This is a genomic window from Pyxidicoccus sp. M15 (genome assembly GCF_056858435.1).
This window is the reverse complement of sequence record NZ_CM166495.1, coordinates 3,774,106-3,788,806: the sequence shown is the minus strand read 5'-3', so window position 1 is coordinate 3,788,806 and position 14,701 is coordinate 3,774,106. Positions and strand designations below refer to the sequence as shown.

At 68.7% G+C, this 14,701-nt stretch carries 14 protein-coding genes; all 14 read left to right on the top strand.

The genetic code is table 11. The annotated features are described in order from the left end of the window. Window positions 1-52 precede the first annotated feature (52 nt). The 14 genes from gspC (at window position 53) to gspN (ending at window position 14,696) form a co-directional block, all read left to right on the top strand. The gene (gene gspC / locus ACX9TP_RS14280; RefSeq protein WP_482980277.1) at window positions 53-925 is read left to right on the top strand and encodes a type II secretion system protein GspC; all 873 of its coding nucleotides are present in this window, start codon (window positions 53-55) and stop codon (window positions 923-925) included. A 24-nt stretch (window positions 926-949) separates the two neighbouring features. Further along, entirely contained in the window at window positions 950-3,541 is a 2,592-nt protein-coding gene (gspD, locus tag ACX9TP_RS14275) for a type II secretion system secretin GspD (RefSeq protein WP_482980276.1), read from the top strand. Next, window positions 3,538-5,349: a type II secretion system ATPase GspE gene (gspE, locus tag ACX9TP_RS14270; RefSeq protein WP_482980275.1), complete on the top strand. Its 1,812-nt coding sequence runs from the start codon at window positions 3,538-3,540 to the stop codon at window positions 5,347-5,349. Before gspD ends, gspE begins: the two co-directional genes overlap by 4 nt. Window positions 5,350-5,388: 39 nt before the next feature. Beyond that, window positions 5,389-6,645 (top strand): type II secretion system inner membrane protein GspF, encoded by a 1,257-nt coding sequence (gene gspF / locus ACX9TP_RS14265; RefSeq protein ID WP_482980274.1) that lies wholly within the window; start codon window positions 5,389-5,391, stop codon window positions 6,643-6,645. A gap of 14 nt (window positions 6,646-6,659) precedes the next feature. Beyond that, window positions 6,660-6,812 carry a hypothetical protein gene (locus ACX9TP_RS14260; RefSeq protein WP_482980273.1) on the top strand — a complete coding sequence of 51 codons (153 nt, stop codon included), beginning with the start codon at window positions 6,660-6,662 and terminating at the stop codon, window positions 6,810-6,812. A 61-nt stretch (window positions 6,813-6,873) separates the two neighbouring features. Further along, window positions 6,874-7,296, top strand: a complete 423-nt coding sequence (gene gspG, locus ACX9TP_RS14255) for a type II secretion system major pseudopilin GspG (RefSeq protein ID WP_482980272.1) — start codon at window positions 6,874-6,876, stop codon at window positions 7,294-7,296. 39 nt (window positions 7,297-7,335) lie between these two features. Beyond that, the gene (locus tag ACX9TP_RS14250; RefSeq protein ID WP_482980271.1) at window positions 7,336-7,785 is read left to right on the top strand and encodes a type II secretion system protein GspG; all 450 of its coding nucleotides are present in this window, start codon (window positions 7,336-7,338) and stop codon (window positions 7,783-7,785) included. Then, window positions 7,782-8,552, top strand: a complete 771-nt coding sequence (locus tag ACX9TP_RS14245; protein WP_482980270.1) for a prepilin-type N-terminal cleavage/methylation domain-containing protein — start codon at window positions 7,782-7,784, stop codon at window positions 8,550-8,552. Before ACX9TP_RS14250 ends, ACX9TP_RS14245 begins: the two co-directional genes overlap by 4 nt. Beyond that, window positions 8,549-9,472 carry a type IV pilus modification PilV family protein gene (locus ACX9TP_RS14240; RefSeq protein WP_482980269.1) on the top strand — a complete coding sequence of 308 codons (924 nt, stop codon included), beginning with the start codon at window positions 8,549-8,551 and terminating at the stop codon, window positions 9,470-9,472. Before ACX9TP_RS14245 ends, ACX9TP_RS14240 begins: the two co-directional genes overlap by 4 nt. Next, a complete protein-coding gene (locus ACX9TP_RS14235; RefSeq protein WP_482980268.1) occupies window positions 9,472-10,143 on the top strand; it encodes a type II secretion system protein GspJ in 672 nt (223 codons plus the stop codon). Before ACX9TP_RS14240 ends, ACX9TP_RS14235 begins: the two co-directional genes overlap by 1 nt. Next, a complete protein-coding gene (locus ACX9TP_RS14230; RefSeq protein ID WP_482980267.1) occupies window positions 10,143-11,549 on the top strand; it encodes a type II secretion system minor pseudopilin in 1,407 nt (468 codons plus the stop codon). Before ACX9TP_RS14235 ends, ACX9TP_RS14230 begins: the two co-directional genes overlap by 1 nt. Window position 11,550: 1 nt before the next feature. Further along, window positions 11,551-13,155: a pilus assembly protein PilM gene (gene pilM, locus ACX9TP_RS14225; RefSeq protein WP_482980266.1), complete on the top strand. Its 1,605-nt coding sequence runs from the start codon at window positions 11,551-11,553 to the stop codon at window positions 13,153-13,155. Between the two features lie 2 nt (window positions 13,156-13,157). Then, window positions 13,158-13,715, top strand: a complete 558-nt coding sequence (gspM, locus tag ACX9TP_RS14220; RefSeq protein WP_482980265.1) for a type II secretion system protein GspM — start codon at window positions 13,158-13,160, stop codon at window positions 13,713-13,715. Window positions 13,716-13,718: 3 nt separating this feature from the next. Continuing rightward, window positions 13,719-14,696, top strand: coding sequence for a type II secretion system protein GspN (gspN, locus tag ACX9TP_RS14215; protein ID WP_482980264.1), 978 nt, complete (start codon window positions 13,719-13,721; stop codon window positions 14,694-14,696). The last annotated feature ends 5 nt before the right edge of the window (window positions 14,697-14,701 follow it).

Sequence of the window (14,701 nt, the reverse complement as noted above, 5' to 3'; positions counted from 1 at the left end):
GCTTACTACCGGAAGCGTGATGGAACTCTTCTTTCGAAAATACTTCTGGACGGTGAACCTGGTGTTCATCCTGCTCGTGGCCCTGCTGGCGGCGCGCACGGTGAACCTGTTCGTCGAATCCGCCATCGCACCGGTTCCGTCCGGAACGGCGACGCGCGCTCCGACCCAGGCGCGGAGGCCGGCGACGGCGCTCGCGTCGCTCGACATGAACCGGCTGTCGCGGCTCACCGGCATCAAGATTCCGGAGCTCGAGGTCGCGGTGCAGGAGCCGCAGGCGCCCGAGGTGGACCCCAACGCGGCGCCGGTGAAGAGTGGCCTGCGGGTGAAGCTCTTGGGCACGCTCGTCGCGGCCAACGCCGACTGGTCCTTCGCGTCCATCCAGGACATGGTGACCCAGCGCTCGCAGACGTACATGGTGGGCAACGCCCTCCAGGGCGCCACCGTGCAGGAAATCGAGCGCGAGCGCGTCATCATCCTCAACAACGGCCGCCGCGAGTTCATCGACGGGCAGCCCGGTGACGGCGCCTTCGTCCCGCCCTCCCCGCCCGTGGCCGTGGCGACCACCCCGCCCCCGAACAGCGGCAGCGGCATCCGCGCCACCAGCGACAACGAGTACGAAGTGCCGCGCGCGGAAATCGACAAGACGCTCAACAACCTCAACGACGTGGCCATGCAGGCCCGCATCGTTCCCGCCTTCAAGGACGGTCAGGCGGTGGGCTTCAAGCTCTTCTCCATCCGCCCGGACTCCATCTACTCCAAGATTGGCGTCCAGAACGGCGACGTCATCCGTCGCATCAACGGGTTCGACCTCAACAGCCCCGAGAAGGCGCTGGAGGTCTATTCGAAGATGAAGGACGCATCCCGCATCGAGATCGAGATCGAGCGCAACGGAGCGCCGATCAAGAAGTCGTACAACGTCCGTTAATCACTCCCGCATCGCCCGCTCTCCATGAAGACGCTCCCGTCCTGGATGCTCTGCCTGTGCCTTGCGCTCGCCGTCCCCGCGCAGGCACAGCGCCGCCCCCCTCCGCCCGGTACCACCGCGCCCGCCACGCCGGGTGATCGGACGATCACCCCGCAGGCCTCCGCCGAAGGCGAGGAGGCGAACCAGGGCCCCCGCCGCACGCCCACGTGCGAGGAGGCCCGGCGCAATGCCCGCTACGGCATCTACTTCGACAAGGTGGAGATCGAGAAGCTCGTCCAGACGGTGGCGGATGCCACCTGCCGCACCTTCATCCTCCCGGAGAACGTGCGCGGGAAGATCTCCATCATCGGCCCGGAGAACGGCCGCGTGGAGGTCAACGCGGATGCCTTCTACTCCGCCTTCCTCGCCGCGCTCGACGCCAACGGCCTGTCCGTCTACCAGCACGGCCGCTTCCTGAAGATTGTCGACAAGCGCTCGGCGAAGCAGAACCCCATCCCCACCATCGTCGACGAGAACGAGCCGTACACCACCAACGAGCAGATGGTGACGAAGCTGTTCCGCATCAAGAACGTGGAAGTGGAGCCGCTGCGCGGCGTGCTCCAGCAGCTGGTGTCCAAGGACGGCGACACGATTCCGTACCCGCCGGACACCATCATCGTCAACGACGTGGGCTCCAACATCCACCGCCTGGAGCGCATCATCGACCAGCTGGACAGCCGCTCCGCCAGCGACGAGCTGCGCATCATCCAGATCCAGTACGCCACCGCGGGTGACGTGGCCACCACGGTGCAGCGCCTCTTCGAGGCGAAGGGCGCCCGCTCCGGCCAGCGCCCCGGCGGCTTCCAGTCCAACGTGTCCCCCGGCGCCCCGCCGGCCGAGGTCGCCGCCGCCCAGGCCGCCCAGGGCCAGGACGGCGCCTCCGGCCCGGTGACGCTGTCGCAGATCATCCCGGACGAGCGCACCAACAAGCTCATCATCGTCGCCAGCCCCGCCGCCTTCGACCGCATCCAGGAGCTGGTGGGCCAGCTGGACATCCCCACCACCAGCGGCGGCCGCATCAACGTCTACCCGCTGGAGAACGCCAACGCGGAGGAGCTGGCCAGCACGCTCCAGTCGCTGGCCCAGGGCACCGCCAACCGCCCGCGCAGCCCCACCCCGCAGCCGCCGGGCATCCCCCGGCCCGGCGCCGGCTCCACGCAGGCCGCGGAGCTGTTCAGCGGTGAGGTGAAGATTTCGGCCGACAAGGGCACCAACTCGCTGGTCATCGTCGCCAGCGCGGCGGACTACAAGAACATCGTCCAGATCATCCAGCAGCTGGACACGCCGCGCCGCCAGGTCTTCGTGGAGGCCGTCATCATGGAGGTCAACCTGAACCGCGACGCCGCGTTCGGCATCAACCTCCACAGCGGCTTCAGCCTGAAGACGGACGACGGCGCGGTGCCGGGCATCATCGGCACCAACAACACCGGCAACGGCCTGCCCCCGTCGCTGTCCCTGGGCAGCCTCGCGCAGTTCGGCGGCTTCCTCGCCGGCCTCCAGGGCCCCGTCATCCCCGCGCTGGAGAAGCTCGGCCTGGACATCCCCGCCTTCGGCATCATCCTGCACGCGATGCAGCAGAGCTCGGACGTCAACGTGCTCTCCACGCCGCACATCCTCACCAGCGACAACGAGGAGGCGGAAATCACGGTGGGCCAGAACGTGCCCTTCCAGTCCGGCTTCAACCCCTCGTCGCTGGGCTCCTCGGTGACGGGCGGCACCGGCAACGGCGGCGTCACCGGCGGCCTCGGCGGCATCCTGGGCGGCCTGGGTGGCCTGAGCTCGCTGTACGCGCCGATTACGCGCCAGAACGTGGAGCTGAAGCTCACCGTCAAGCCGCAGATCAACGAGAGCGACTACATCCGCCTCGTCATCAGCGAGCAGACGGAGGAGATTGCCTCGTCGGACCCGGTGCTCGGCCCCACCACCTCGCGCCGCAGCGCGAAGACGACGGTGATTGCCAAGGACCAGGAGACGGTGGTGCTGGGCGGCATCATGCAGGACCGCACCCTGGAGTCCGTCTCCAAGGTGCCGGTGCTGGGTGACATCCCCATCATCGGCCACCTCTTCCGCGAGACGACGCGCAAGAAGACCAAGACGAACCTGCTCCTGTTCCTGACGCCCTACATCATCCGGGGCCCCGAGGACTTCCGCATCATCTTCGAGCGCAAGATGAAGGAGCGGCAGCAGTTCGTGGAGCAGTTCTACGGCCAGGTGCCCGGGTACGACGTGGCGGTGGACTTCAGCCGCAAGCCCGGCCCGCTGTCGCGCATGAACCAGGCCGTCATGAAGGAGCAGCAGCGCGCGGAGAACGGCGGCCCGGGTGCCAACGGCGAGCGCATCATCGCCCCCGCCAGCCAGTCCCCCGCGCGGACGAACGGGCGCACGGCGCCCGCCCCCTCGCCGGCCCCCGCCCAGGGGCTGCCCCCGGGTGAACCGCCGGTACGGGAAGTCGAGCCGCCTCCGGGTGGTTCCGATCAGCCAGTGCCTGGAGCACCGGCCCAGCCCTCCGAACCGACCGCCCCCGAGAACCCGGAGAGCCTGCGCGTCCAGCCGGACCAGGGGGAACAGATTCCATGAACGTGACCGCCGACCCCACCTTGAACGCCACGGACGCCGTGGTGCCCGCCCGCAACGACGCCACCCAGGTCGTCGCGCACGGGCAGGCCTTCCTCTGCGGCCGGCCGCTGGGGGAGATCCTCCGCGCGCTCGTCCCCTCGCTCACCGAGGAGAAGATCCAGGAGGCCCTCACCGTCCAGGCGGAGAAGGGTCAGCGCATCGGCGAGGCGCTGGTGGGCATGCGGGCGGTCACCCACGAGGACGTGGCCAAGGCGCTCGGCCACCAGCTGGACCTGCCCTACCTGGCGCGCATCTTCACCGAAGAGGTGGACGCCGAGCTGGTCAAGCGCATCCCCATCAACTTCGCCAAGCAGTCGCACATCCTCCCGCTGTCCATGGAGGGTGACGCCGTCGTCGTCGCCGTGGCGGACCCGCTGGACACGTCCGCGCTGGACCACGTGCGCCTGCTCCTGGGGCAGAGCATCACCCCGCGCATTGCCCTGGCCGACACCATCACCGACGCCATCAACAGCGTCTATGACCGCTCCGTCAACGAGGCCGAGCAGCTCGTGGACGAGATGGAGACGCAGGACCTGGACGCCATCGCCCACGAGCTGGACGAGCCCGCGGACCTGCTGGACGTCAACGACGAGGCGCCCGTCATCCGGCTGGTGAACTCGGTGCTGTTCCGCGCCGCCAAGGAGCGCGCGAGCGACATCCACATCGAGCCCATGGAGCGCGAGCTGCTCGTGCGCTTCCGCGTGGACGGCGTGCTCCAGGAGGTCATCAAGCCGCCCAAGCGCTACCAGAACGCGATTGTGTCCCGCGTGAAGGTGATGGGGCAGCTCAACATCGCGGAGAAGCGCCTGCCGCAGGACGGCCGCATCCGCATCAAGCTGGCCGGTCGCGACATCGACATCCGTCTGTCCACCATCCCCACGTCCTTCGGCGAGCGCATCGTCATGCGTCTGCTCGACAAGACGGCGACGCTGCTGGACCTGGCGGAAATCGGCATGAGCCAGGCGACGCTCCACTCGATGGAAGCCGTCATCAAGCGCTCGCACGGCATCATCCTCGTCACCGGCCCCACGGGCTCCGGCAAGACGACGACGCTCTACGGCGCCCTGTCGAAGATCAACACCCCGGACCTCAACATCCTCACCGTCGAGGACCCGGTCGAGTACCAGCTCAAGGGCATTGGCCAGATGGCCATCAACCCGAAGATTGGCCTCACCTTCGCGCAGGGGCTGCGCTCCTTCCTCCGCCAGGACCCCGACGTCATCATGGTCGGCGAAATCCGCGACAAGGAGACGGCGGAAATCGCCATCCAGGCCTCCCTCACGGGCCACCTGGTGCTCTCCACGGTGCACACCAACGACGCGGCTGGCGCCGTGACGCGACTGGTGGACATGGGCGTGGAGCCCTTCCTCGTGGCGTCCTCGCTCACCGGCATCCTCGCCCAGCGCCTCGTGCGCCGCGTGTGCCCGGACTGCCGCGTGGCCTACAAGCCCACGAACGAGGAGATCAAGGAGCTGGGCCTCAGCCTCGAGACGTTCAAGGAGCGCTACGGCACGGACCGCATCTACAAGGCCACCGGCTGCCCGTCCTGCAACCGCAACGGCTACCGCGGCCGCACCGGCATCTACGAGTTCCTCCCCGTGGATGACGACGTGCGCCAGCTCGTCCTGAAGAACGTGGACGCTTCCACCATCAAGCGCTCCGCCACCAGCAAGGGCATGACGACCCTGCTGGACGACGGCGCTCGCAAGATTGCCCTCGGCGAGACGACCATCGCGGAAGTGCTGAGCATCACCCAGGAGGACATGTAACCGACAGCTCCTCCCTGGGAGGGGCCGGGGTAACGAGCCATGCCGGTCTTCGAGTACAGAGGTCTCAATTCTTCGGGCAAGCAGGTCAAGGGCCTGCTGGAAGCAGATTCGCCCAAGACGCTGCGCTCCAAGCTGCGCACCGACGGCATCTTCCTCACGGACGTGCTGGCGCAGGCGGAGGGCAGCCGCGCCGCTGTGTCCAAGGGCGCCAACGCGTCGCTCGTGGCGCGCGACATCGACCTGCGCAAGCTGGGCCGGGGCCGCGTCAACACGGACGACGTCGCCATCTTCACCCGGCAGCTGTCCACGCTGCTGCACGCGGGCGTCACCCTGGTGGAGTCCCTGAGCGCGCTGGTGGACCAGGTGGAGAAGGAGCGCTTCAAGCGCGCCCTCTCCGACATCAAGCAGCGCGTGAACGAGGGCTCGTCGCTGGCGGACGCCATGGGCGCCCACCCCAAGATCTTCCCCAGCATCTACGTGAACATGGTGCGCGCGGGCGAGGCCTCGGGCGCGCTCGACGCGGTGCTCACGCGCCTGGCGGACTTCACGGAGAACCAGGCCCGCCTGCAGCAGAAGATTCTCAGCACCATGCTCTACCCGGCCATCATGATGGTGGTGGGCGGCGGCATCCTCGTGGCGCTGATGGTCTTCGTGGTGCCCAAGGTCACGAAGATCTTCGAGACCATGAAGGCCACGCTGCCGCTGAACACGCGCATCCTCATCGCCAGCAGCAACTTCTTCCAGAGCTGGTGGTTCATCATCCTCCCGCTGATGGTGCTGGGAGGCTTCATGTTCATGCGCTGGACGAAGAGCCCCAAGGGCAAGCCGAAGTGGGACCGCTTCACGCTCAAGGCGCCCGTGGTGGGCACCCTCGTGCGCCTGTTGGCCATCTCCCGCTTCGCCCGCACGCTGTCCACCCTGCTCAAGAGCGGCGTCCCGCTCCTGGCGGCCATGGACATCGTCAAGGCCGTGATGACCAACAACGTCCTCGCGGAGGTGGTGGAGAAGGCCCGCGACTCCATCCGCGAGGGAGAGAGCATCGCCAACCCGCTCAAGCGCTCCGGCGAGTTCCCTCCCCTCGTGTACCACATGGTCGCCATCGGCGAGCGCTCCGGCCAGCTGGAGGAGATGCTCACCAACGTGGCGGACAACTACGAGACGCAGGTGAATGTGCGCATCGGCGCCCTCACCTCGCTCCTCGAGCCGATGCTCATCGTGGTGATGGGCGCGGTGATTGCATTCGTCGCACTCAGCATCCTGATGCCGATTCTGCAGGTGAACTCGGCCATCCACTGAGGAGTGACGAAGCCATGAACGACACGATGGACCGCTGGATCCAACGCGTCACCCTGGCGGCGATGATTGCCGTGGCGGCGGCGCTGTTGACGGTGGGGGCCCGGCTGTACGGCCCCCAGCCAGCGCGTCCGGAGGCGGGAGTGGCGGACGGCGCCCGGACGCCCTGACAGGACGACACGCAAACCCCACGGTGGCTTGCCAGAAAGTCACCCCAGACTGAGAGCAGACATGAGCCAGAACCCCCAGAAGCAGCAGCGCCGCCGTCGCAACCGCGGCATGACCCTCATCGAAATCATGGTGGTCATCACCATCCTCGGCCTCATCGCCGCCGCGGTGGGCGTCGCCGTGATTCCGCAGCTGGAGGCGGCCCGTCGCGACCGCGCCTCGCTGGACATCAAGAACATCCAGGGCGCGATGAAGCTGTACTACACGAAGAAGGGGAAGTACCCGGACACGGCCTCGGGCCTGGGCGCGCTGGTAGAGGCGCAGGCGCTCGAGCAGATGCCCAAGGACCCCTGGAACAACGACTACGTGTACATCAACGAGGGCGGCAAGCCCGTCATCATCTCCTACGGCGCGGACGGCACCGCCGGTGGCGAGGGCAACGACGCGGACATCTCCTCCGCGGACGCGGCCGCCGCCAACAAGTGAAGAAGTAGCACACCGCGCGTGTTGAACAGGGCCTTGGGTATGAACGAGCACGCCTCCACCACATCCCCGATGCCCTCGACGCCAGGGCTGGACCGTCCGCAGCGGATGGGGCGGCTCGTCCTGGCCCTCGTCGTCTCGGTCGCCACGGCCCTGGCCTTCTTCCTGGTCTGGCTGACCCATGACCCGTCGCTGACGAGCGAGCAGCGCCGCGCCCGCGCGGAGATTCGCAAGCTGGAGGGGCTCTTCAAGTCGCACCACCGGCTGATGGGCCGCTTCCCCTCGAGGGAAGAGGGCTTCACCCCGCTCATCCAGGCCCGCCTGCTGGAGGGCCCGCCGGTGGACCCCTGGGGCCACCCGTACGTGTACTGGATGGATGGGAGCAGCGGCGCCGTCGTCTCCTACGGGGCGGACGGCAAGCCGGGCGGCCGGGGCCCGGACGCGGACCTGAGCAGCGGCGGCACGCTGGCCGCGAACTGGGAGCAGCCATGACGCAAGCCACCCCGTTGCGTCGCCGCGCGGACCTCCGCACGCGGCGCGGGCCGACGCCCGCGCGCCACCGGGCCCAGCGCGGCCTGACGCTCATCGAAATCTCCATCGCCATCATCATCGTCGCGATGCTCTTCTCCGCGGCGGTGATGGGCATCGGCTCCATCACCGGCGCCAAGGCGAAGGGCTCCGCGGGGGAGATGGCGGGCCTCATCCGCTCGCTCTACGACTCGGCCGCGCTGCGCGGCAAGACGTGCCGCCTGGTGTTCGAGATTCCGGACCCGAAGTCCGAGGAGCCCACCCGCTACCACGCCGAGTGCGCCGAGGGCGGCGTGACGACGTCGCGGGACAGGGACAACGCGCTGCGCGACGAGAACAGCGAGCGCGAGCGCAACCAGCGCGCGGGCGGCAAGGCCCCGCCCGGCGAGACGCGCCGCAACTACATGGTGTCCAGCGGTGACGCGCCGAGCGCGACGGAGCTGATGGAGGGCGAGAAGCAGCGCGTGGAGAACGCGGCCCGCTTCTCGTCGTACACGTCGGAAGAGGTGCCCGCGCGCGAGCTGCCGGCGGACGTGAAGGTGTCCGTGTGGACGCGCCAGCAGCGCGAGCCGGTGGAGAGCGGCGTGGCCTATCTCTACTTCTTCCCGCAGGGCTACACGGAGAAGGCGTACGTGTACCTGAAGCAGGGAGAGAACGTCTGGACGCTGGACGTGTCACCCCTCACCGGCAAGGTGCAGGTGGTGGCCGAGGCGCTGGAGGTGCCGCGATGAGACGCGACAAGGGCTTCACCCTGCTGGAAGTCGTCGTGGCGCTCGCCATCCTCGCGATGGCGCTGATGGCCATCTTCGACCTGAACTCGGGCGCCATCGCCAACCACGTCTACACCAAGCGGCTCACCGTGGCGTCGCTGCTGGCCCGCTCGAAGATGACGGACCTGGAGCAGAAGCTCTACGACGACGGCTTCTCCAACGACGACGACGAGGAGTCCGGTGACTTCTCCGACGACGGCTGGCCCCAGTTCAAGTGGCGCGCGCGCATCATCGCCCCCAAGACGGAGGGCGTGACGCCGGACCAGCTCATCGGCGCCATCTTCAACCTGCCCATCGGCGACAGCGGCGGCGGCGACGACCCCATGTCCGGCCTCGCCGGCCTCTTCGGCGGCGGCGGCGGGGCGGGCGGCGGCAAGGACGGCTCCGGCGGTCCCCAGCCCGCGGGCATGGGCGGCATGGGCGGCGCGGCCATGGGCATGGCGCAGCCCATGTTCACGCAGATGGTGCAGCAGATCACCCAGACGGTGCGCGAGGTGCACCTCACCGTCTTCTGGCAGGAAGGCACGCAGCTGGAGAGCATCGACCTGGTGACGCACGTGGTGTCCCTGGGGCCGGGCTCGGACCGCAACGGCGGCGCGGCCTTCAACCAGCAGCAGGGCAACCAGCCCCCCGGCCAGCAGAACAACTGGGTGGACCCGAACACGGGCATCATCGTCCCCAACCCCATGCCCGGCCCCAACGGCACCATGCTGCACCCGCAGACGCGCGCGCCGCTCGTGCGCCAGGACGTCTTCAACAACCAGCGCAACGGCGGCGCCGGCCAGCAGCCCGGCAACGGCGGCATCGTCCCGGGCCAGGGCGGCAACAACCCGCTGGGCAACATCAAGATCCCCGGCTTCCCGAGGAGGAACACCCAGTGATGAGGCGCCACGCGCGAGGCTTCACGCTGATGGAGGTCATGGTGGCCGTCGCCATCACCGCCCTGATGGGCACGGTGGTGGCCATGGCCTTCCAGACGGGAATCACCGCCAAGGACACGGTGGAGACGGACGCGGACCGCTACCGCCAGGTGCGCGTGGCCATGAACCGCATGGGGCGCGAAATCGGCTCCGCGTACGTGAGCGACCGCTTCGACCTCAAGCGCTTCAGGGACCAGAATGACCGGCCCACCAACTTCGTGGGCGAGCGCGACAAGCTGATGTTCACGACCTTCTCCCACCAGCGCCTGTACACGGACGTGAAGGAGTCCGACCAGGCGGTGGTGGAGTACTTCGTGGAGGCGTCCACGGACCGCGAGGCGCGCGGGCGGCAGGACCTCAAGCGCCGCGTCAACCCCAACGTGGATGACCGGATGGACCGCGGCGGCACCACGGACACCCTCTTCGAGGGCGTCAAGGGCGTGGAGTTCGCGTACTGGAATTCGGAGAAGAAGGAGTGGGACGACGAGTGGGACACGCGGCGCACGGAGCTCAAGGCCCTGCTGCCCACCCGCGTGCGCGTCACCGTCACGGCCGTGGACGAGACCGGGAAGGAAGCGAAGTACACCACCCAGGCCCGAATCATGCTCAACACGGAGCTCCCGAGGTACTGATGCCCCGCTCCTTCTTCAGACTGACGCCCCGGCGCCGCCGCCCGTCTCCGGGCACGCCTGGCGCCCCGGGGGCTCCGGCGGCCCCCGCGGGCTCCGGTGGCAAGCGCGAGCGGGGCGTGGCGCTCATCATCGCCATCGTCTCCATCGCCATCCTCACGGTGATTGCCACCGAGTTCGCGTACAACAGCCGGGTGGACCTGCAGCTGGCGGCCAACCAACGGGACGAGGTGCGCGCGTACTACATGGCGCGCTCGGGCATTGCCCTGTCCCGGCTGCTCCTGCGCTTCCAGAAGCAGGTGGACCAGACGCCCATCCCCAACCCGGCGTCCATCCTCGCGCAGCTGGGCATCGGCGGGACTCCGCCGCAGGGCGGCCAGCAGACGCCGCAGCCGACGTCGCTCAACATCCAGCTCTACAAGATGGCGCGTGTGGACTGCCACATGCTCAAGGGGCTGGTGAAGAGCGAAGAGGGCGGCGAGACGTCCGCCCTGGAGCCGGCGGAGGACGACCCCAACTTCAAGATGGACGACGCGGAAGCGGACCCGGCCTCGCAGGAGGTGGCGTCGCAGATGACGCAGCGCTCCTTCGGCGGCTTCGAGGGCTGCTTCCTCGCCACGATTACGGACGAGGAGGAGAAGCTCAACGTCCACCGCCTGATGGCTGGCGCCGGCGACGCGTACCCCACCATGCTGCGCATGCTGGACATGTTCAACGACAAGCGCTTCGAGTTCCTCTGGGAGCGCGACGACGCGAACAAGGTCCGCAGCACGTCACAGGACGTGGTGATTGCCATCAAGGACTGGGCGGACGACGACGAGGTGGGCTCGGCCATCAACCTGGTGGACGCGACCAACCCCATGCCCTCCGGCTTCTCCGACGAGGGCTCGCCCTACAGCCGCTACGAGCCCTCCTACGAGCCGAAGAACGCGCGCTTCGACAGCCTGGACGAGCTGTACCGGGTGCACGGGGTGAATGACCAGTTCATGTCCGCGTTCCGCGACAGGCTCACGGTGTACCCGGACATCAACCGCCGGCCCAACATCAACACGGACGACCCGGTGATGATGGGGCTGGCCATCATGTCCGTCGCGGACCCGGCGCACCCGGACCCGCGGCTGACGGACCCGGTGTTCCTCAACGAGCTCATCAACCGCGTCCGTTCCGCGCGCATGTTCAGCTTCTTCGGCATGTCGGTGCAGGACTTCGTCGCCGTCGTCGAGTCGGCGGGAATCCCCATCAACCCGGCCGTGAAGTCCAACGTGGCGGGCAACCGCCTCGTGGGCGACAAGAGTCAGACGTTCACCATCAAATCCGTGGGAGAGGCGGGCAGCGTGCAGAAGACGCTCACCGCCGTGGTCCGGCTGGACGACACGCTGGGACGCCTCCTGTACTGGAGAGAGGAATAGCATGGCCCGCATTCTTGGCCTGGACCTGGGCAGCCACTCCGTCAAGGGAGTGGTGCTGGAGTCCAAGACGAAGGGACACGGAGTCCGGGGGTTCGCCGAGGTGCGGCGCGCCGCCGAGGGAGAGCGCGCGGACACCCTGCGCGCCGCGGTGCAGGAGCTGCTCGGCCAGCTCCCGCCGGGGCACGCCGACCAGGTCGTCATCGCCCTGCCTGGCCCGTCGCTGATTACGCACGCGCTGGGCCTGCCCTACTCCGACGGCAAGAAGATTGAAGCGACGCTGCCCTTCGAGATTGGCAGCCAGCTGCCCTTCGACATCTCCGAGGTGGTCTACGACTACCAGGTGGTGGCGCTGAAGGACACGGACGGCAAGGAGAAGGCCAGCGAGCTGCTGGTGGGCGTGGTGCGCAAGGAGGAGCTGCAGTCGCTCCTCGCGCTGCTCGAAGAGCTGAAGGTGGACCCGCGCATCGTCACGCACCCGGGCCTCGCCTACCAGAACCTGCTCCAGCAGCACCCGGGCCTCTTCGAGGGCACGGGCGAGGGCGGCGCGGTGGCGGTGGTGGACATCGGCCACGAGCGCACCTCGGTGTCCTTCGGCAAGCCGGGCATGGGCGTGCTGTTCGCGCGCACCTTCGCGGGCGGTGGCCGGGACTTGTCCAAGGCGCTGGCCACCGAGTTCCAGACGTCGCTGGCGGAGGCGCACCACTGGAAGGAGCAGCACGGGGCCATGGCCAGCGCGGCGCAGGGCCCGGACGCGGAGCGCGCGGCGGCGGCCTTCGTGCGCGGCCTGCAGCCGGTGCTGCGCGAGCTGCGCCCCACCCTCAAGGCCTTCACCGCCCGCACCCGCCAGCAGGTGGGCGCGGTGGTGCTGTGCGGCGGCACCGCGCGCATGCCCGGCCTGGCCGAGCAGCTCTCCCGGGACCTGAACCTGCCCGTGCGGGTGCTGGCGCTGCCCGCGGACGCGGCGGAGGCCATCCCCGCGGCGACGCAGCCGGCGGCGGCCCAGGCGTACGCGCTGGCGCTGCGGGGCAACGCGACGGGGGCGAAGGCGCCTCGCTTCAACTTCCGTCGGGGCGACCTCGGCTTCAAGGGCGACTTCGACTACATGAAGGACAAGCTGGGGTTGCTGGCCTCGTTCGCGGCCACGCTCCTCCTGCTCCTCATCGCCTTCGGCGTGGTGCGCAACTCGGTGCTGTCGCGCCGCGAGGCGCAGGTGGATGCCGTGCTGTGTGACACCACCCAGCGCATCCTCGGCAAGTGCGAGAAGGACTACAACCGGGCGCTCAGCATGCTCAAGGGCGTGGAGAGCCCCGCGGCGGCGCTGCCCCAAATCACGGCGGTCAACCTGCTCGCGGAGGTGACGCAGCGGGTGCCGGAGAGCGTCCCGGTGAAGTTCGACCGGATTCAAATCGACCTGGACCGGGTCATCCTCCAGGGGGAGACGGACTCCTCGAAGATGGTGGACACCCTGTCCAACGCGCTCAAGGGCCACGCCTGCTTCAAGGACGTGAGGCAGGGCAAGGTGGAGCGCACGCGCGACGGGACGAAGGTGACGTTCCGGCTGGACGTCCAGGTCCAGTGCCCGGGTGACATGGGCGGGGAGAGCTAGTCATGGCAAAGGTTTCCGAGGTCTTCGCGCCGGTGACGACGTGGTTCGAGCGGCTGAGCGACCGCGAGCGGCGCATGGTGTCCATCGCCGGCGCGGCGCTGCTGGTGTTCATCCTCTTCGCGGTGCTGGTGGGCTTCGCCAACAGCGCGTCCGGCTACCGCAAGCGCACGCAGGACAAGCTGGCGAAGCTGCAGGAGGTGCAGGCGCTCGCGGCCAGCTTCCGCGAGGCGCAGGCGGCCCGGCAGTCCGTGGAGCAGCAGCTCACGTCCAGCAACGTGCAGCTCATCAGCTACATCGAGGACAAGGCCACGGCGGCCGGCCTCCAGGCTCCCAACATGACGCCCAAGGGAGACGTGGGCGTGGGTGACGGGAAGATCATCGAGAGCACCGTGGAGCTGAACTTCACGGACGTGGACCTGCGCAAGCTGACGGACTTCCTTCGCACGGTGGAGAGCGGGCCGGGCGTGGTGAAGGTGAAGTACCTGCGCATCGAGCCGAGGCCCGCCTCGGACACGCTGGCGGCGTGGACCACCGTCGCCACCTACCGGATGAAGCAATAGCCCATGCCTCCTGAAACCAAGCCCGCTCGCTGGAAGGTCTTCCTCGGCTACGCCGCGTTCGCGGTGGTGGCCTTCGTCCTCGGCCTGTTCATCACCTTCCCGTACGACGCCATCCGTGGCCGCATCGTCACGGAGGCGGCGCAGGCGGGGCTCGCCGTGCGCATCGGCTCGCTGCGTCCGGGGCTGGCGGGCGTCACCGCCACCCAGGTGCGCGTGAGCAAGCCGCCGCAGCCGTTGAGCGCGGAAGTCGTGGCGGCCCTGGCCACCGGCGAGGGCAACGTGCCGGGCGCCCTGGAGCTGGGCGAGCCGCTGCTGTTCGACTCGGTGGCGGTGCGCCCCACCCTCTTCCCGCCCGGCGTGGCGGTGCGCGCCAGCGTCATGGGCGGCACGCTGACCGCGTCCGTCGGTGGCCTGGGTGACGTGAAGGTGCGCGCGGAGGCGGACGGGCTGAAGGCGTCCGGCGGCAACCTGCCGGCCTTCACCGGCATGGACATGGAGGGCGAAATCAACGGCGCCCTCTCGCTGACGCTGCCCAAGGGCAAGAGCAGCGCGGACGCGGACCTGTCCCAGGCGGACGGCGAGCTGACGCTGGACACCCAGGGGCTGGTCATCAAGAGCGGCAAGGTGTCGCTGCCCATGGGCGGCGGCCAGGCGGTGCCCATGGATTTGCCGCGCGTCGCGCTGGGCGCGCTCACCGGCCGCATCCAGTTCGAGAAGGGGCTGGGCACCGTGCAGACGCTGCGCCTCAAGAGCGAGGACCTGGAGGCGCTGGCCACCGGCACGCTGAAGCTGGGTAAGAAGCTGGAGTACAGCGAGCCGGGCATGGACGTGAACATCAAGCTGGACCCCGACTTCCAGAAGCGCCTGGGCCTCATCGGCGCGGGTGTCACCATCCTCCCGCCGGACAAGAAGGACCCCAGCTTCCGCGCCGCGCGCCTCGCCGGCTTCCTCAACCGGCCCACCTTCCTGCCCCGCCGGTAGTGTCC